At 69.6% G+C, this 17,429-nt stretch carries 15 protein-coding genes; 8 read left to right on the top strand and 7 right to left on the bottom strand.

What is annotated here, in order from left to right; all coding sequences use genetic code 11:
• The first annotated feature begins 1 nt into the window (after position 1).
• The 8 genes from DLJ53_RS20940 to DLJ53_RS20905 all read left to right on the top strand — a co-directional run bounded on the left by DLJ53_RS20940 (position 2) and on the right by DLJ53_RS20905 (position 9,214).
• The gene (locus DLJ53_RS20940) at positions 2 to 2,005 is read left to right on the top strand and encodes a hydantoinase B/oxoprolinase family protein (protein WP_111348807.1); all 2,004 of its coding nucleotides are present in this window, start codon (positions 2 to 4) and stop codon (positions 2,003 to 2,005) included.
• The gene (locus DLJ53_RS20935; RefSeq protein ID WP_111348805.1) at positions 2,005 to 2,763 is read left to right on the top strand and encodes an SDR family NAD(P)-dependent oxidoreductase; all 759 of its coding nucleotides are present in this window, start codon (positions 2,005 to 2,007) and stop codon (positions 2,761 to 2,763) included. Before DLJ53_RS20940 ends, DLJ53_RS20935 begins: the two co-directional genes overlap by 1 nt.
• A gap of 11 nt (positions 2,764 to 2,774) precedes the next feature.
• The gene (locus DLJ53_RS20930; RefSeq protein WP_111348803.1) at positions 2,775 to 3,674 is read left to right on the top strand and encodes a polysaccharide deacetylase family protein; all 900 of its coding nucleotides are present in this window, start codon (positions 2,775 to 2,777) and stop codon (positions 3,672 to 3,674) included.
• Between the two features lie 23 nt (positions 3,675 to 3,697).
• Complete coding sequence (locus DLJ53_RS20925; protein WP_111348802.1) at positions 3,698 to 5,239, top strand: ABC transporter substrate-binding protein; 1,542 nt, start codon at positions 3,698 to 3,700, stop codon at positions 5,237 to 5,239.
• An 84-nt stretch (positions 5,240 to 5,323) separates the two neighbouring features.
• Positions 5,324 to 6,328 (top strand): ABC transporter permease, encoded by a 1,005-nt coding sequence (locus DLJ53_RS20920; RefSeq protein WP_111348800.1) that lies wholly within the window; start codon positions 5,324 to 5,326, stop codon positions 6,326 to 6,328.
• Complete coding sequence (locus tag DLJ53_RS20915; protein ID WP_111348799.1) at positions 6,325 to 7,185, top strand: ABC transporter permease; 861 nt, start codon at positions 6,325 to 6,327, stop codon at positions 7,183 to 7,185. The genes DLJ53_RS20920 and DLJ53_RS20915 overlap by 4 nt, the downstream gene beginning before the upstream one ends.
• Positions 7,182 to 8,201, top strand: coding sequence for an ABC transporter ATP-binding protein (locus tag DLJ53_RS20910; RefSeq protein WP_111348797.1), 1,020 nt, complete (start codon positions 7,182 to 7,184; stop codon positions 8,199 to 8,201). Before DLJ53_RS20915 ends, DLJ53_RS20910 begins: the two co-directional genes overlap by 4 nt.
• Positions 8,198 to 9,214, top strand: coding sequence for an ABC transporter ATP-binding protein (locus DLJ53_RS20905; protein WP_111348795.1), 1,017 nt, complete (start codon positions 8,198 to 8,200; stop codon positions 9,212 to 9,214). The genes DLJ53_RS20910 and DLJ53_RS20905 overlap by 4 nt, the downstream gene beginning before the upstream one ends.
• A gap of 12 nt (positions 9,215 to 9,226) precedes the next feature.
• Here DLJ53_RS20905 and DLJ53_RS20900 read toward each other — a convergent pair whose 3' ends face one another.
• From DLJ53_RS20900 to DLJ53_RS20870, 7 genes are all read right to left on the bottom strand, one after another.
• Positions 9,227 to 10,219 (bottom strand): ABC transporter ATP-binding protein, encoded by a 993-nt coding sequence (locus tag DLJ53_RS20900; RefSeq protein ID WP_162409437.1) that lies wholly within the window; start codon positions 10,217 to 10,219, stop codon positions 9,227 to 9,229.
• A 10-nt stretch (positions 10,220 to 10,229) separates the two neighbouring features.
• Positions 10,230 to 11,225: an ABC transporter ATP-binding protein gene (locus DLJ53_RS20895; protein ID WP_111348791.1), complete on the bottom strand. Its 996-nt coding sequence runs from the start codon at positions 11,223 to 11,225 to the stop codon at positions 10,230 to 10,232.
• Complete coding sequence (locus DLJ53_RS20890) at positions 11,222 to 12,061, bottom strand: ABC transporter permease (protein ID WP_111348789.1); 840 nt, start codon at positions 12,059 to 12,061, stop codon at positions 11,222 to 11,224. The genes DLJ53_RS20895 and DLJ53_RS20890 overlap by 4 nt, the downstream gene beginning before the upstream one ends.
• Before the next feature lie 4 nt (positions 12,062 to 12,065).
• Positions 12,066 to 13,076 carry an ABC transporter permease gene (locus tag DLJ53_RS20885; protein WP_111348787.1) on the bottom strand — a complete coding sequence of 337 codons (1,011 nt, stop codon included), beginning with the start codon at positions 13,074 to 13,076 and terminating at the stop codon, positions 12,066 to 12,068.
• A 161-nt stretch (positions 13,077 to 13,237) separates the two neighbouring features.
• Complete coding sequence (locus DLJ53_RS20880) at positions 13,238 to 14,824, bottom strand: ABC transporter substrate-binding protein (RefSeq protein WP_111348785.1); 1,587 nt, start codon at positions 14,822 to 14,824, stop codon at positions 13,238 to 13,240.
• Between the two features lie 13 nt (positions 14,825 to 14,837).
• Positions 14,838 to 15,611 (bottom strand): aspartate/glutamate racemase family protein, encoded by a 774-nt coding sequence (locus DLJ53_RS20875; RefSeq protein ID WP_111348784.1) that lies wholly within the window; start codon positions 15,609 to 15,611, stop codon positions 14,838 to 14,840.
• Between the two features lie 11 nt (positions 15,612 to 15,622).
• Positions 15,623 to 17,395: a M28 family peptidase gene (locus DLJ53_RS20870; RefSeq protein WP_111348782.1), complete on the bottom strand. Its 1,773-nt coding sequence runs from the start codon at positions 17,393 to 17,395 to the stop codon at positions 15,623 to 15,625.
• Between the last annotated feature and the right edge of the window lie 34 nt (positions 17,396 to 17,429).

Here is a 17,429-nt window from a genome sequence, read left to right as displayed (position 1 = left end):
CATGCGCATCGATCCGGTCAAGCTGCGCGTCTTCGAGAACCACGCCCAGGCGGTCGCCGAGAGCATGGCCTACACGCTCTTCCGCACCGCCCACTCCACGTTCGTGAAGGAAACGGAAGACTTCACCACCGGCCTCACGACGCCCTCCGGGATGACGTTCGCCAGCCCGCGCGACCTCGGCGCCACCTGGTTCGTCGGCCTCGACTATTCGGGCGCGATCTCGATGATCCCGGACTACAAGCCCGGCGACATCTGCATCACCAACGACCCGTACTCGGGCTACGTGTGCACCCACACGCCGGACATGCACATCTGGAAACCGATCTTCTGGGAGGGCGAGATCGTCGCCTTCGCGGTCGGCCATATCCACAACACCGACATGGGCGGCGCCGTGCCCGCGTCGCTGTCGCGCGCCAACACCGAGGTGCACCAGGAGGGCATCCGCTTCCGCCCCACCAAGCTCTACTCCGACGGCCGGTTCGACGATCAGCTCCTCGACACGATGATGACGAACGTGCGGATGCCGGAGCAGAACCACGGGGACCTCCAGGCGCAGATCGCGGCGGTGAACACCGGCGAGCGCGAGGTCCAAGAGATGATCGGGAAGTTCGGCGTCGAAACCTTCAAGGGCGGCACCGAAGACCTTCTCGACCTCGGCGAGAGCCACGCGCGCGCCGTCCTCTCCGGCATCCCCGACGGGGACTACTTCTTCGCCGACTACATGGACGAGGACAGCGTCGGCGGCGTCCCGGCACGGCTCGCCCTCAACCTGCAGATCCGCGGCGACCGGGCGATCCTCGACCTCACCGGCTCCGACCCGCAGCTCCTCTCGGCCCTCAACGTGCCGACGGGCGGCAATCCGCGGCACATCCTGCTGATGGTGGGCTACAACTACGTCCTCTACACGCTCGACCCGACGATGCCGCTCAATGGCGGCACCTCGCGCCCGGCCGAGTGCCGCGTCGCCGAGGGGTCGATCCTGAACCCGATCGCGCCGGCCGCCGTGGGCATGCGCTCGATGACGGCGAACCGGCTGCAGGGGCTCATCGTCGGCGCCTTCTCCAAGGCGCTGCCCGACCGCTTGCCGGCCGGTCCCGCGGGCGGCGGCGGCATCATGAACGTGCGGACCTACGACCCGCGCGCCGGGCGCACGGTGATGGCCTCCATCGACCCGGTGACCGGCGGCGCGGGCGGCTCGGCCCGGGGGGACGGGACCGACGGCTCGGGCGCCACCTCCTCGTTCCTGAAGAACACCCCGGTGGAGATCAACGAGGTGGAGGTGCCGATCAAGTTCCGCCGCTACGGGCTGATCCCGGACTCCGGCGGCGCGGGGAAGCATCGCGGCGGCCTCGCCACCGAGCTGGAGGTCGAGGTCTTCTCGCCCGACACGGTGGTCACCGCGCGCAACCGCGACCGGACCTTCTTCGCCGCATGGGGCACCGCGGGCGGCCAGGCCGGCGGCTCCAGCCACTTCACCCGCACCGCCGCCGACGGCACCGTCACCGACCTCGGCAACACCGACGTCGTGCGCCTCGACCCCGGTGACGTCTTCTGGACGACCTCCGGCGGCGGAGGAGGGTGGGGCGATCCCTTCACCCGCGACCCCGCCGCCGTCGCCTTCGACGTTGCGACCGGCAAGGTCACCGCCGAGGCGGCCGCCCGCGCGTACGGCGTCGCCACCGACGGCCGGACGGTCGACCAGGCCGCGACCGCAGCGCTCCGCGCGGCCGCGCCCGCACCGACGGGCGAACACTTCGCCTACAACGACAACCGCGACGCCTACGAGGCGGTGTGGACCGAGGCGAATTACGCCGCCCTCATGGAGGCGCTGCTGGCGATGCCGGTCCACTGGCGCCATTTCGTGAAGCGCCGCGTGTTCGAGGCGATCGCCGCCCTCCCGAAGGAGCAGATCACCGGCACCGGCACGGAGGTCCGCGCCGCCCTCGCCGAGACGTTCAAGGCCCACCCGCAGCTCGCCGCACCCATGAAGGAGGCGGCCGAGTAATGCTGATCGAGTTCGCCGCGAAGACTGTCGTCGTCACCGGTGCCGCCCGCGGGATCGGCGGCGCCATCGCCGAGGGCTTCGCCGCCCGTGGCGCGAGGGTGGTCGCCCTCGACGTCCTCGCCGATGAACTGGATGCGCTCGGCGCGCGGCTCGGCGCCGTCGCCGGCGACTGCGAGACCGTCGCGCTCGACCTCTCCGACCGGGCGGCGGTGGCGGAACGTCTGGCCGGGGTCGAGGCGGACGTCGTCGTCCACGCCGCCGGCGGCGTGCGTGGCCAGTTGCCCGCCCCGTTCGAGGCGACGACGCCGGACGGCTGGCGCGACATCTACGACGCGAACGTCACGAGCGCGGTCAACGTCCTGACGACGCTCGTTCCGGCGATGAAGGCGCGCGGGGAGGGGCGGATCGTGACGATCTCCTCCGGCGCGGGCCTGAAGCCGAGTCTCACCGGCATCCAGGCCTACTGCTCGGCCAAGCACGCCCTCGTCGGGCTCACCCGCCAGCTCGCGCTGGAGCTGGGGCCGTTCGGGATCACCGTCAATTCCGTCGCGCCGGGCTTCCTGCGCACCAGCCCCGACTACGAGCGCCAGTGGGCGTCCTACGGCCCCGAGCGGCAGGAGGCGATGGTGAACGCCATCGCCATGCGCCGCCTCGGTGCGCCGGAGGACATCGCCCACGCCGTGATGTTCCTCGCGTCCCCCTTCGCCGGATGGATCACCGGACAGGTCCTGCCCGTCTCCGGTCATCCCTTCCCCTAAAGGAGCCTCCCATGGACCGCGCCCCCGACCTCGAACCCTGGCAGTGGCCCGAAGAGCAGTGGCGCCGGATCGTCGGCCGGGTGCGGGCCGGCCGGACCCTGCGTCCCGAGACGTGGCCGGGCGGGGCGCGCTGCGCCGTGGCGCTGTCCTTCGACGTCGACCACGAGACCAACGAGCTGCGCGACGGCGGCCATTCCATCGGCCGCATGAGCCAGGGACAGTACGGCAGCCGCCAGGGCATCCCGCGTATCCTGTCGCTCCTGAGGCGCCACGGCGTGCCCGCCTCGTTCTACGTTCCGGCGGTGGTGGCGCTCCTCTATCCGGACGAGGTGAAGGGCTTCGTCGACGGCGGCCACGAGGTCGGCATCCACGGCTGGATCCACGAGCGCAACTCGGTCCTGCCGCTGGAGGCCGAGCGCGACCTCCAGATGCGCGCCGCCGACACGCTGGAGGCGGTGACAGGCGTGCGCCCGGTCGGCATCCGCACCCCCTCGTGGGACTTCAGCCCCAACACGCTCGCCATCACGAAGGAGATGGGCCTCCTCTACGATTCCTCGCTGATGGCGGACGTCGACTGCTACGAGCTGATGCTGGACGGCGTACCCACCGGCGTCACCGAGCTTCCGGTGGAGTGGATCCGCGACGACGCGGTCTACTTCGCGATGGCGCGCTTCCAGGGCCTGCGTCCCTACACGCCGCCGGACGCCGTCTTCGACATCTTCCGTCGTGAGTTCGATGCTGCCTACGAGGAAGGCGGCCTCTTCCAGCTCACCATGCACCCGCACATGATCGGCTACCGCTCCCGTATGTGGATCCTCGACACGCTCGTCGACCACATCCGCGGCCACGCCGACGTGTGGTTCGCGACGCACGCCGACATCGTGCGTCACGCCAACACCGCCTCCCTCTGACCGCTGAGATTAAGGAGTTGCCGATGAAGAGATGGATCGGAGCGGCCCTCGTCGCTGCGCTCACGGCCGCCGCCCCGACGGTCGGTCACGCCGAGAAGTACGTTCACGCCAACAACTCGGCCTACGACACCCTGGACCCGCATACGGTGTTCGACGTGGCGCGCGTTGCCACACGCCTCAATCTCTACGACGGGCTCTATCGCTGGGTGGACAATCCGCCCCAGCTCATCCCCTGGATCGCGACGAGCCACGAGGTCTCCGACGACGGCCTCACCTGGACCTTCACCCTGCGCGATGACGTGAAGTTCCATGATGGCTCGACGATGACGGCCGAGGACGTCGTCTACTCCATGGAGCGGATGCTCGCCGTGAAGCGCGGCGCCGGCACGCTCTTCCTGCCGATGATGGACCCGGGCACCGCCAAGGCGCTGGACGACACGACCGTCCAGTTCACCCTCAAGGAGCCCTCCGCCATCTTCGGCGCGCTGGTGGCGGACATCTACGTCGTCAACAAGGACCTGGTGCAGGAGAACGAGGTCGACGGCGACTGGGGTCAGGCCTACCTGATCGATCACGAGGCGGGCACCGGCTCCTATATGCTGGACCGCTACGACCCCGCCATCGGCTTCTCCGCCGACCGGTTCGAGGACCACTTCGCCGGCTGGGGCGACAAGTACTACGACGAGATCGAGTTCCGGACCGTGGTGGAGACCAACACCCGCGTGCAGGGGCTGATGAGCGGCGAGTACCAGGGTCTCGACGGCTACCTCGCGCCGGACCAGATCGCGCGCCTCCGGCGGGACGACGACGTGCAGATCATCGAGCAGGAGTCGATGCGCGTCTTCCACTTCGCGATCAACAACCGCCGCCCGCCGCTCGACGACATCAACATGCGCAAGGCCCTGGCGCACGCGTTCGACTACGACGGCTTCATCAACGAGATCCTGCAGGGCTCGGTGGTGCGCAACCCGACGATCATCCCCAACCCGATGTGGGGTGCGCCGGACGTCGAGGGCTACGACTACGACCTCGAGAAGGCGAAGGAGTACCTCAGCAAGGTCAAGGGCGACATGCGCACGCTGAAGATCGGCACGCTCGCCGGCTTCTCCGAGACCGAGCAGGCGGCCGCCCTCCTGCAGAACGCGGGCCGGCAGCTCGGCCTCACGATCGAGATCGAGTCCGCGCCCTGGCCGGTCGTCAACTCGCGGATGCAGAATCCTGAGGAGATGTACGACATGGTGCCGTACTGGAAATCGACCTACTACGCCGACCCCAACAACTGGGTCGGTGAGCTCTACGGCTCGCGCTACATCCCGATCCGCAACGTGTCGGGCTACTCCGTGCCCGAGGTCGACGAGAAGCTGAACAAGGCTCTCACCCTGACAGACCAGGCCGAGCGCGCGCCGCTCTACCAGGCCGCCACGAAGCAGATCTACGACGATGCGGCCGGCATCTGGATCTACAACACCAAGTGGTTCGGTCCCTACGCGACGAGCGTCGCCGGCATCCGCTTCTGCCCGATCGGCAACGGGCAGGACATGCGCTGGGCCTACCCGGCCGACTGACGTCTCCCGTCCCCGTGGTCCGTCCTCGCGGCCGGCGCCGCGGGGACGCGGCCGCGGCCATGACCTGCGCGAAAGGGGCCCCCCATGCGTCGCCTCGAAATCGTCCTCAGCCGGATCGCCTGGTTCGTGCCCACCCTCGTCGGGCTCGTCGTCATCGTCTTCGTGATCAGCCACGTCGTGCCGACCGACCCGGTGCGCGTGATCGCCGGCGAGAATGCGACGCCCGAGCAGGTGGAGGCGCTCCGCGTCGAGCTCGGCTACGACAAGCCCCTCACGGTCCAGCTCTACCGCTACTTCGTCGACCTCGCGCAGGGCGACATGGGCCGCAGCCTCTATACCCGCCGGCAGATCTCCGACGATCTCGCCCACCGCCTGCCGGCGACGCTGGAGCTGACCTTCGCGGCGATCATCCTGGCGATCGCCATCGGCATCCCGATGGGCGTGATCTCCGCCTTCAGGCGCAACACGTGGATCGACCACCTCCTGCGCGTGCTCTCGGTCGCCGGCCTCGCGGTGGCGAGCTTCTGGCTGGCGATGGAGCTGCAGATGATCTTCTCCACCCGCCTCGGGTGGACGCCGCTCAACGGCCGCATGTCCGGCTTCGGGCCGGACGAGATCACCGACTTCATGGTGATCGACGCGCTCATCACGCGTGACTGGGAATCGCTGCGCTCGGCGCTCGCCCACCTGATCCTGCCGGCGATCACGCTGGCGCTCCCCGCCGCGGCGACCATCCTGCGCTTCACGCGCTCGGGCGTCCTCGAGGTGATCAACTCCAACTTCGTCCTCTACGAGCGGGCGATGGGGATGCCGGAGGCGCTGATCACCTGGAAGTACGTGCTGCGCAACGCGCTCGTCTCCACCGTGACGCAGATCGGGCTGATCTTCGGCGTGCTGTTCTCGAGCGCCGTCGTCGTCGAGGCGGTGTTCGACTGGCCGGGCCTCGGCGCCTACGCGGTCCAGTCGATCCTGCAGAACGACCACGCGGCGATCATGGGCTTCACCCTCGTCGTCGGCGTCGTGTTCATCCTCGCCAACCTCGCCGTCGACATCCTGCACACCTTCATCGACCCGAGGAGCACGCGATGATCCGCGGAGCGCTCGATTTCGGCCGGCGCCTGATGGCCGACCGCGCGGCCGCCGGCGGCGCGGTCCTCATCGCCCTCCTGGTCCTCGCCGCGATCCTGGCGCCGATCCTCGCTACCCATCCCGAGGACGTGTGGGCCTTCCACCTGACCGAGCGGCTTGAGGCGCCGTCCCTTTCCCACCTCTTCGGCACGGACCGGATGGGCGCGGACATCTACTCGCGCATCCTCTTCGGGGCGCGCATCACGATCACCATCGCCGTGGTCGCGGTCGGGACGGCGGTCGTCATCGGCGTGCCCATCGGCCTCCTCGCGGGCTACTACCGCAACTGGTTCTCCGACCTCCTGATGCGCGTGTCGGACATCTTCCTTGCGGTGCCGCAGATCGTCCTCGCCATCGCCATCGCGCAGACCCTCGGGCCGTCGATCGAGAACGTCATCCTGGCGCTGTCGATCACCTACTGGCCGTTCTGGGCGCGCCTCGTCTACGCGGAGACGCGCTCGGTCAAGAACGAGGTGTTCATCGAGGCGGCGTCGGCGATGGGGGCGTCGGACCTGCGCATCGCCGTCCTGCACATCCTGCCCAACATCGCCTCGGCGATCATCGTGCGCACTTCCATCGGCATGGGGGCGACGATCCTGACCGCCGCCGCGCTCGGCTTCCTCGGCCTCGGGGCGCCGCCGCCGACGCCGGAGTGGGGCCGCATGATCTCGGAATCGCGCGAGTTCCTGCCCGACGCGTGGTGGTACGCGACGGCGCCCGGCCTCGCGATCTTCGTCGTCGTCATGGGCTTCAACCTGCTCGGCGACGGGCTGCGCGACATCCTCGACCCGAAGTTCCGGCGCGGAGGGGTCAAATGAGCCTGCTCTCGGTCACCGACCTCTCGCTGGGCTTTGCCGGCGACCGCAGCTTCGCGCACGTCCTCGACGGGGTGAACCTTTCCATCGGGCCGGGGCAGATCATGGGCGTCGTCGGCGAATCGGGCTGCGGCAAGACCACGCTCGCCCGGGCGATCCTGGGCGTCCTGCCGGCGCATTCCACCCGCATCCGCGGCGGCGGGATCAGTTTCCGGGGCGTCGACATGCTGTCGCCGGGGGCGAGCGCGGACCTGCGCGGCCGGGCGGTCACTTTCGTGCCGCAGGACCCGTTCTCGAGCCTCAATCCGCTGTTCCGGATCGGCGACCAGATCATGGACCTGATGAAGTTCAAGTCGCCGCGGCGCAAGGCCGGCCCGGTCCGCTTCCCGCTGTTCGCGCCGTATCCGCGACGTCGCCGCAAGGCCGACCGCGCGCGGCTCATGGAGGTGCTGGAGCAGGTGCAGCTGCCCCAGCCGGACAGGCTGCTGAAGAAGTTCCCGCACGAGGTGTCCGGCGGGCAGCGCCAGCGGCTGATGATCGCGATGGCGCTGCTGCCGGAGCCGGACCTCATCATCGCCGACGAGCCGACGACCGCGCTCGACGTGACCATTCAGGCGCAGATCCTCGGCCTGCTGCGGCGCCTCGCCAACGACAACGGCGTCGCGGTCATGCTGACGACGCACGACCTCGGCTCGGCCTACGAGATCTGCGACGCGATCACGGTGATGTACGCCGGGCAGGACGTGGAGGCCGCCCCCATCGACGAGTTCTTCGCCCGCCCGGCGCACCCCTACACCAACGCGCTCCTCGCCAGCCTTCCGTCCGAGGACGGGTCGGTATCGGGCATCCCCGGCACCGTGCCGTCGCTGACCGACGCGCCGGCGGGCTGCCGCTTCCACCCGCGCTGCGAGCGGGCGACGGCGGAGTGCCGGACCGTGCGCCCCGGCGTCACGGGCGATCCCGACCGGCACGGGGTGCGCTGCTATCACCCCGTGCAGCCGCTGGGAGCGGCGGCATGAGCGCGGCGCCCTCCATCCTGCGCGTCGAGAAGCTGCGCCGCTGGTTCCCGGTCCGGGGCCTCTTCGGCCGGCGCGTCGGCGAGATCCGCGCGCTCGACGACGTCACCTTCGACCTGCGACCGGGGGAGATCCTCGGCCTCGTCGGCGAGTCGGGCTGCGGCAAGTCCACGCTCGGCAAGACGATCATGGGGATCGAGCAGCCGGATGCGGGCGAGATCTGGTTCGAGGGGGAGCAGATCGCCGGCCTCTCGCCCCGCGCCGCGCGCGGCGTCCGGCGCCACCTTCAGTATGCCTACCAGGATCCCGGCGCCTCGCTGGATCCGCGCTGGACCATCGGCCGGTCGCTGCAGGAGCCGCTCATCGTCCACACCGACCTCTCCGCCAGGGCCCGCATCGCCAAGGTGGAGGAGATCCTCGCGGCCGTCGGCCTGCCCGCCGGCCACCTCGACCTCTACCCGCACGAGATCTCCGGCGGCCAGCAGCGCCGCGTCGGGCTCGCCCGGGTGCTGATGCTGAACCCGCGCGTGGTGATCCTCGACGAGCCGACATCGGGGCTCGACGTCTCTGTTCAGGCGACGGTCCTCAACCTCTTCCGTGAGCTTCGGGACACGTTCGACCTCACGTACATCTTCATCAGCCACGACCTTTCCGTAGTGCAGATGATGTGTCACCGCGTGGCCGTGATGTACCTCGGCCGCATCGTCGAGATCGGCGAGACGGCCGACATCTTCCACCGCCCGCAGCACCCCTACACGCGCTCGCTGCTCGACGCCGTCCCGCGGATCGGCGGGCGGCGCGTGACGGAGACGTTCTGGCTGGAGGGGGAGCCGCCGGATGCGAGCCGCCTGCCGCCGGGCTGCCGGTTCCACACCCGCTGCCCGCGGGCCGACGATCTATGCAGGCGCGTCGAGCCGGCGCTGGAGCTCAAGGGCGCCCAGTCCGCGGCCTGCCACCACACCGATTTCGACGGCGGCGCGGCCACCGGACGGGCGCCGCTTCAGGCGCCCGCGTAACGCCGATCCGGGTCAGGCCGTGGCGAGGCGGGCGCGCAGCTCGGGCCAGCGGATGCACCGCACGAGGTGACCGTCGGTCTCCTCCAGCGGCGGCACGGCCTCGACACACGCCGCCTCGGAGTAGTCGCAGCGGGTGTGGAAGGCGCACCCGGCGGGCACCTTGCGCACGCTCGGCGGGTCGCCTTCGATCATCTTCGCGCGGTCGAGCTGACCGGGTTCGAGCGAGGGAGCCGCCTCCAGGAGGGCGTGGGTGTACGGGTGTCGCGGCCGGGCGAAGACCTCCCCGGTGGTGCCGAGCTCGACGATGCGGCCGAGGTACATGATGGCGACCCGGTCGCACATGCGCTCCACCACGGAAAGGTCGTGGCTGATGAAGATGTACGTCAGCCCGAACTGCTCGCGGATGTCGCGCATCAGCCGCAGCACCGTCGCCTGCACCGACAGGTCGAGCCCCGACGTCGGCTCGTCGAGGATGATGAGCCGCGGCCGCAGGATGAGCGTCCTCGCAAGGCCCACGCGGCGCTGCTGGCCGCCGGAGAGCTCATGCGGGTAGCGCCGCTTGAAGGACGGCGCGAGGCCGACCGCCTCCAGCATCTCGTCGATCAGCCGGTCGCGCTCGCCGCGGTCCGTCATGCCGTTGATGCGCAGCGACTCGTGCAGGATTCCTCCGACGCGCCACCACGGGTCGAGCGCCGCGCCGGGGTCCTGGTGGACGTACTGGATGTCGCTGCGCAGCCGGCGCGCGCGGCGCGGCTCGACGCCGGAGACCTCCTTGCCGTTGAGCAGGATGTCGCCGGACTTCTCCCGGTAAAGGCCGAGGATCGTCTTGGCGAGCGTGGACTTGCCGCAGCCCGATTCGCCGACGAGGCCCAGCACCTCGCCCTCGTTCACCTCGAGGCTCACGTCGTTGACGGCGACGATCGGCGGCGGCGCCGGCGCGAGGAACCGCTTCGTGCCGCGGAACTCGGTCACGATGCGGCTGAGCTGAAGGACGGGTTCGCGCATGGCGGGACGATCACTCATAAAGGACACAGGCGACGCGGTTCTCGCCCGCCTCGGGCTGGCGCAGCGGCGGCCTCTCGGCGGAGCAGGCGGGCCTCGCGAAGTCGCAGCGCGGGTTGAAGCGGCACCCGCCGGGCGGGTCGAGCGGCGAGGGGACCTGCCCCGGGATCCCGGCGATGTCCTCCGAGCGCTCCGGATGGCAGCCGATCAGGCGCCGCGAGTAGGGGTGCAGCGGCGCGCCGATGACGCTGGAGGCGCGGCCGGACTCGATCGTCTGCCCCGCGTACATCACCGACACCGAGTCGCAGATCTGCGCCAGCACGCCGAAGTCGTGCGTGACGAACAGCATCGAGGCCTGGAACTTCTCCACCAGCTCCTTGAGGAGCTTGAGGATCTGCATCTGCGTCGTCACGTCGAGCGCGGTGGTCGGCTCGTCGGCGAGGATCAGCTCGGGCTGCGAGGCGAGCGCGGCGGCGATCAGCAGGCGCTGGCGCTGGCCGCCGGAGAACTGGTGCGGATAGCGCTCCAGCGCGTCCTCCGGGTCCGGCACCTGGACCTGGCGCAGCAGGGAGACGAGGTGGGCCCGGTAGCGCTTCTGCCTGGCGTGGGTCATCCGCCCGTCCGGCGCCTCGCCCGGCATCCCGTTCCACATCAGGATTTCCATGAGCTGCTTGCCGACCTTGAAGACCGGGTTGAGCGCCAGGTACGGGTCCTGCGGGACGAAGCCGATGCCGCTGCCGCGGATCTGCCGGCGCATCTCCCTGCGCGGCAGGGTCAGGAGGTCCTTGCCGCGGAACCAGACGCTGCCGCTGTCAACGACTGCCTGCCGCGGCAGGATGCCGAGGATCGTCTTGATCAGGGTGGACTTGCCGCACCCCGATTCGCCGGCGATCCCGAGGACGTGGCCGCGCGGCAGCTCGAAGTCGACGTAGTCGAGGATCCTTGCCCGGCCCTCGTCGGTCGGGACGGAGATCTTGAGGCCCTCGACGGTGAGCGCGGCGGCGGTCATCGCGAGCGCCTCAGGCGCGGGTCGACGAGGTCCCTGAGGCCGTCGCCGAAGAGGTTGAAGCCGAGCACCGTGAGGAGGATCGCAAGGCCCGGGAAGGTCGCGAACCACCAGCTTTCGGGCAGGTACTGCCGGCTCTCGGCGATGGCGAGGCCCCAGTCCGGCGACGGCGGCGTCGCGCCGATGCCGAGGAAGCCGAGCGTCGCCGCGGTGAGGATCGTGAAGCCCATGCCGATGGTGGCGCGCACGATGATCGGCGCCGCGACGTTGGGCAGGATGTGCATCACGATGATCCGCAGCCGGCTCGCGCCGAGCCCCTCCATCGCCTCGATGAAGAGGGAGGAGCGCAGCCGCCGCGTCTCGGAATAGACGGTGCGGGTGAAGAAGGGCCAGTAGGTGAGGGCGAGCGCCAGCATCGCGCTCTCGATCCCCCGCGACAGGATCTGCGCCACGGCGAGCGCGAGGATCAGCTGCGGCACGGCGAGGAAGATGTCCGTGAGGCGCATGATCACCTCCGACACCCAGCCCGACACGTAGCCCGCGTAGAGGCCGAGGGGGATGCCGATCAGCATCGAGACGACGACGACGCCGATCGCGATGGTGAGCGCGGTGCGGCTGCCGACGATGACGCGGCTGAGGACGTCACGGCCCAGATTGTCGGTGCCGAACGGGTGCTCCCAGCTCGGCGGCTGGAGGCGGGCGAGGATGTTGGCGCGGAACACGCCGTCCGGGTCGGGCGCGATCTGCCAGGCGAAGATCGCCGACAGGACGATGGTGAGGATGATGACGAGGCCGATCACCGCCGGCACGTCGCGCAGGAGCTTCCTGAGGACCAGCATCGCGTTACATCTGGTCCGCGACGCGCGGGTCGATGATGCCGTGGATCAGGTCCACGACGATGTTCACCGCCGCGTAGATGACCCCGACGACCAGCGTCACGGCGAGGATCGCCTTGTAGTCGGAGGTGAAGATCGCCTCGACGAGGTAGGAGCCGAGGCCGGGCCAGTCGAAGATCGATTCCACGACGACCGCGCCGGCGATGAGCTGGCCGAAGAGGAGGCCGATCTGCGTCACCGGCGAGACCAGCGAGTTGCGCAGGACGTAGGGCAGGATGATGCGCCTCTTGGGGTAGCCGACCGCCTCCTCGTAGGTGACGAAGTCGCGCTGCATGGTTTCGATGATGGACGAGCGGGTGAAGCGGGCGATGGTCGCGAGGCCGCCGAGGGAGAGCGTGAAGGCGGGCAGGATGAGGTGCTGCAGCGCCTGCCAGAAGGTCCCGAACTGGCCGGCGACCAGCGAGTCGACGAGGTAGAGGCCGGTGACGTCCGGCGGAGCGGCGAGGCCGGTGGGAAGGCGGCCGCGCAGCGGCAGCCAGTCGAGCTCCATCGCGAACAGCATCTGCAGCATGATCGCGAACCAGAACGAGGCGACCGCGAGACCCGCGACGGAGAGGATGCGCACCCCGTGGTCGAACGGCGAGTTGTGCCACACCGCCGCCAGCGTGCCGACGAGGATGCCGCCGACGGCGGCGATGCCGAGCGCCACGAGGGTCAGCTCGAGGGTGGCCGGAAGGCGCAGCACGATGTCGTCCCCGACCGGCCGGCGCGAGTAGGCCGAGACGCCGAAGTCGCCTTGCGCGATCTGCCCCAGGTAGCGGCCGAACTGGACGACGATCGGGTCGTCGAAGCCGAACTTCTGGCGGATCTCGGCGATCTGCTCCGGCGTGGCGTTCTCGCCGGCCAGCGTCGCGGCGGGGTCGCCGGGCACCATCTGCAGCATCACGAAGGTGAGGAGCAGCAGGCCGAAGAGGACCGGCACCATCAGGAGGATGCGTCGAAGGACGAAGCGAAACATGACCGTCTCCGGTTCGTGGCGGCCCGGCCGCCCACCGAATGGCGCCGCCGCGGCGCGGCGGATCCGACAACAGGCGAGGCGCGCCGGCCGGGAAGGGGCGGCGCGCCCGTCATGGGCGTCCCCGCCGGTGACCGGCCGGGACGTGCGATCCGAGCGCCAGCTCAGTCCTCGATCGAGATCCAGCGGATGTCGCCGCCCGAGCCGACGGGGGAGAACTTGTAGCCCTGCACCTTGTCGCTGAGGCCGCGGAGCTGGACGGTGTTGTAGATCCACACGTCGGCGGCATCCTCCACGACGATGCGGGACGCCTCCTCGTAGAGCGTGGCGCGCTTGGACTGGTCGGTCTCGGCGCGGGCCTCGCGCAGGAGCTCGTCCACCTTGTCGTTCTGGTACCAGGACGAGGCCTTCCAGGTGCCGTGGAACTGGCTGTCGTACATCTGGCCGATCCAGTTCTCGGGGTCGACGAAGTAGGTCGAGACCCAGTGGACCCACATGTCAGGCGTCGTCTCGACGGAGGCGGCGTCGGTGGTGAGCTGCGCCCAGGTCGAGGGGACGAGGTTCAGCGTCAGGCCGAGCTCCTGGAAGCCCGCCTGCAGGAGCTGCGCGGACTGCGTGGTCTGGTCGAGCGCCGACTGGATCTGGATCTCCATCGGCCGGTCGAGGTCGGCCCCCTCGGCGCGGGCGGCGTCGCAGAACTCCTTCGCCTTCTCGATGTCGTAGCTGTACGGCTCGAGATCGGCCGGCGCGCCCCACAGGTTGTTGGGGATCGGCCCCGCGTTGCGGATCGCGTAGTCCTTCAGGATGATCGAGATGAAGCCATCATAGTTGAAGGCGTGGCTGACGCACTTGCGGAAGTTCTTGTTGTCGAACGGCGGGCGCTGGTTGTTCATGCGGATCAGCATGACGCGCATGGACTCGTCCTGCGCCACGTGGACGCCGTCCGCCTTCTCGACGCGCTCGACCTGGTCGGTCGGCAGGTAGGAGTCGGTGGCGTCGATGTCGCCGCGGATCAGGGCGAGGACGCGGGTCGAGGTCTCCTTCACCGGCGCGGCGCGCACGATGTCGACCGGGTTCGCGTTGTCGTCCCAGCCGTAGAAGTGATCCTCGAAGCGCATCATGTCCACGTTCTCCTGCGGACGATACGTGGAGGGGTCGATCGAGTAGGCGCCCGAGCCGGCCTCGTTGGAGGCGAGCCATTCCGCGCCCCAGTCGCCGTCCTTCTCGTGCTCCTTGACGAGATCTTCGTTGACGATCGCGACGAGCGGGAGCGCGGCGAGGAATGGCGTGTACGGCTTGTCGAGCACGAACTGCACCGTCAGGTCGTCGACCTTGGTGACGTTGTCGGGCTTCAGCACCGGCTTGAACGCGCCGGACGGACCCTGGCCCATCTCCAGAAGGCGCTTGAAGGAGTAGACGACGTCGTCGGCGGTCAGCGCGCTGCCGTCATGGAAGGTGACGTCCGGCTTGAGCGTGATCGTCCAGGTGAGGGCGTCGTCGCTGACCTCGTAGCCCTCGGCGAGCCAGGGCTGCAGCTCCGGCGGGTTGCCGACGTAGCGGAACAGGCCGTCGTAGTTGTTGAGCAGGATGAACTGCATCGGCACGTCATAGACGACGTGGGGGTCGAGGCCCTTGGGCAGCGTATCGCCCCAGACGATCTCGGACGGCTTGTCCTGTGCCTGCGCTCCCGCCGGCAGGGCCGCCATGAGCGTCGCGGCGAGCGCCACGCTCCTCAACAGGGATGTCTTCATTGCCGATTACCCCTCACGGTGTCGTTGTGGTTTGTCTGCGGGTCGCGCGGTCGAGCAGCGGCTTGTCGGGCGGCTGCGGCCAGGTCCGGCGGCTTGGTGTGATGCGGTGGGACAGCATCGCCTCGGCCGTCTTGAGGCCGGCGACGACGGGATTGACGACCGGTACGCCGAGCCGCGCCTGCAGCTCGTCGGTCAGGCCGAGGAAGGCCATGCTCATGCAGCCGAGGACGAGGACGTCCGCGCCGTCCTCGAGGCAGGCGATGGCGGTCGCCTCGATCCGCTCCAGCGCGCCCGGCGCGCGGCTCGCAAGGTCCGGCACCCTCAGCCCCATGCCGCGGCACGACACGTACCGCTCGGTGAGGCCGATGTGGCGGACGCGGGCGCGGATGCGGGCCGGATTGGCGGAGCCGGGAGAGATCACCGAGAAGCGGTCGCCGAGCTGGATCGCGAGGGCCATCGCCGCCTCGCCCGGGCCGACGACCGGCACCGGGAGGCGCTCGCGCACCGCGTCGAGGCCGGGATCGGAGAAGCAGCCGACGATGACGGCGTCGGCCGAGTTCCGGGTCCGGGCCGCCTCGATGCTCTCGAGGAGGTAGGGCACGACGAGCGCCGCGTCGTAGTGGCACTCGATGCCGGCGGTGCCCCTCGCGACCGAGCGCACCTCGATGGCCGTTCCGGCTGCCGCGTAGCGTTCCAGGAAGGCGCGGCGGCGTTCGATCTCCTCGGGCCCCGCCGTCACCTCCATCGGCGCGACGAGCTGGTAGAGGATGGTGTGCGGCTGGCCCATCCCCGTCCGCCTCAGACCAGCGTGCGTTCGGCGTCGCCGATGACGGCGAGCGCGTCGGCGATCGTGTCGGCGACGCGGTTGCGGTCGCGTACCAGCTTGGTCTCCAGCATCCAGCGTTCCTCCCCGTCGGGCAGTTTGCCGAGCTGGGGGATATCGTAAAGGCACGGGATCATCGTCGTCTGGGGCGTGTAGCCGTAGGTGTCCTGGCCGTAGGTGCCCTTGGCGCTGCTCTGGAGCGTCACCAGCATGTGCGAGAGCTTCTTGAACGCGCCGTTGAGGGCGCGCGCGGCGTCCTCGTCGCCGTCGCCGGCGGCGAACTTCGCCCGCCAGCTCTCGGCGAGGGCGTCGAGCCGGTCGGTGGCGGCGGCGAACTCCTTCGCCTTCGCCGCGACGCTGGCGAGGCCCACCGGCTCGCCCGCGGCGGCAAGCTCGTCCAGGCGGGCGAGGATCTGGTCGGCGACCGGGCGGTAGGCGAACGGCAGCACCGGCGCGGTGCACAGCTCCCAGAGGTACGCCGCGTAGACCTGCAGGTGGACCTGCATCCAGTCCCAGTCGAGCTTGTCGAGCTTGTTCTCGATGGAGTGGTGCCACCAGCCGAGCGTGGCGAGGGCGGTGTCCTTCAGCTCCTGCTCGGTGAACGCGCCCTGGCCGTGGAACATCGGGATGCCGAGGCCGAAGAAGGAGGAATCGCCGCTCTTGGCGGCGCGCTTCCAGTAGTATTCCCGACCGCCGAGGAGCTGCTTCTCGATGCGCTCGTGGAAGCTCTTCAGCTCCGCGTTGGAGGCGGTGGCCCAGCGGGTGGTGCCGACGCAGGCTGGCTGGTCGATCTGGAAGTAGGTGACGGCGTGGTCGCGCAGCTTGTCCCAGTTGCGGTCGGCGAACCACGAGGAGCCGGCCATGGTGCCGGTCTCGTGCGCGGTCCAGAAGCCGAAGACGAGGCCGCGGCGTAATTCGCCCCGGTGCTGGTTGAAGACGCGGGCGAGCTCGATCATGCACGCGTTGCCCGCGGCGTTGTCGGTCGCCGCCTCGCCCGGCCAGGAATCCTGGTGGCCGCCGACGAGGACGAAGTCGCCCGGCTCCGGGCTCTCGTCGAGGGCGATCTCGCCGACGGTGATCTGCACCGGGCGCCAGCCGTTCTCGACGTGCGTCTTCAGCCATACGCGCACCGGTCCCTCGGCGCACATGTCCTTCAGCTTCAGCCCGGCGGCGCGCGAGATGCCGATGCAGGGCAGCGTCGCCATCTCGGTGTCGTAGTTCTCCGGCGTCGGGTTGCCCCAGACGGGCTTCACCGAGCCGAACGGGACCGCCTCGTTCTCCGGATGGCCCCAGTTCATCATGACGCAGCCGATGGCGCCCATGAGCGCGGCGATGCGCTGCTTCTCGTGCCGGGCGGGCGAATAGGAGAGCTCGGTCAGGATGATCTTGCCGCGAACGTCCTTGCCTTCGTAGTCGGCGAAGGCGCCGGAGCCGACGTAGACGAGGTCGCCGGTGATCCCCTCGGGCATCGTCAGGGTGCTGTGGCCGAGCGTGTTGGCCTGGATGGAGATCTGCGCCGGCGACCTGACGGCGAAGTCGGCATGCTCGGGGAAGCTGACGATGGCGGGCAGCTCGTGGACGCGGGTGTCGGCGACGCCCGCCTCCTTCATCGCGGCGCAGCTGTATTCGGCCATGCGCTTGCCGTTCGCCGAGCCGGCGGCGCGGTGCGGTATCTCGGTGACGATCGTCTCCACGTGCCGCCGCACGTTCGCTGCATTCACCTCGTCGATCACCGCGACCGTGGCCATTGCCAGATCCTTTTTGTCAGACAGTCTGATAAAA

It is taken from the genome of Acuticoccus sediminis, from assembly GCF_003258595.1.
In the GTDB taxonomy this organism is placed as follows: Bacteria; Pseudomonadota; Alphaproteobacteria; order Rhizobiales; family Amorphaceae; genus Acuticoccus; species Acuticoccus sediminis.
This window is presented reverse-complemented; position numbering and strand designations above follow the sequence as displayed.

Bases quoted from the DNA above. Each gene is read 5' to 3' on its own strand.
- DLJ53_RS20940 (WP_111348807.1), top strand. From the start codon at position 2: ATGCGCATCGATCCGGTCAAGCTGCGCGTCTTCGAGAACCACGCCCAG.
- DLJ53_RS20935 (WP_111348805.1), top strand. From the start codon at position 2,005: ATGCTGATCGAGTTCGCCGCGAAGACTGTCGTCGTCACCGGTGCCGCC.
- DLJ53_RS20930 (WP_111348803.1), top strand. From the start codon at position 2,775: ATGGACCGCGCCCCCGACCTCGAACCCTGGCAGTGGCCCGAAGAGCAG.
- DLJ53_RS20925 (WP_111348802.1), top strand. From the start codon at position 3,698: ATGAAGAGATGGATCGGAGCGGCCCTCGTCGCTGCGCTCACGGCCGCC.
- DLJ53_RS20920 (WP_111348800.1), top strand. From the start codon at position 5,324: ATGCGTCGCCTCGAAATCGTCCTCAGCCGGATCGCCTGGTTCGTGCCC.
- DLJ53_RS20915 (WP_111348799.1), top strand. From the start codon at position 6,325: ATGATCCGCGGAGCGCTCGATTTCGGCCGGCGCCTGATGGCCGACCGC.
- DLJ53_RS20910 (WP_111348797.1), top strand. From the start codon at position 7,182: ATGAGCCTGCTCTCGGTCACCGACCTCTCGCTGGGCTTTGCCGGCGAC.
- DLJ53_RS20905 (WP_111348795.1), top strand. From the start codon at position 8,198: ATGAGCGCGGCGCCCTCCATCCTGCGCGTCGAGAAGCTGCGCCGCTGG.
- DLJ53_RS20900 (WP_162409437.1), bottom strand. From the start codon at position 10,219: ATGCGCGAACCCGTCCTTCAGCTCAGCCGCATCGTGACCGAGTTCCGC.
- DLJ53_RS20895 (WP_111348791.1), bottom strand. From the start codon at position 11,225: ATGACCGCCGCCGCGCTCACCGTCGAGGGCCTCAAGATCTCCGTCCCG.
- DLJ53_RS20890 (WP_111348789.1), bottom strand. From the start codon at position 12,061: ATGCTGGTCCTCAGGAAGCTCCTGCGCGACGTGCCGGCGGTGATCGGC.
- DLJ53_RS20885 (WP_111348787.1), bottom strand. From the start codon at position 13,076: ATGTTTCGCTTCGTCCTTCGACGCATCCTCCTGATGGTGCCGGTCCTC.
- DLJ53_RS20880 (WP_111348785.1), bottom strand. From the start codon at position 14,824: ATGAAGACATCCCTGTTGAGGAGCGTGGCGCTCGCCGCGACGCTCATG.
- DLJ53_RS20875 (WP_111348784.1), bottom strand. From the start codon at position 15,611: ATGGGCCAGCCGCACACCATCCTCTACCAGCTCGTCGCGCCGATGGAG.
- DLJ53_RS20870 (WP_111348782.1), bottom strand. From the start codon at position 17,395: ATGGCCACGGTCGCGGTGATCGACGAGGTGAATGCAGCGAACGTGCGG.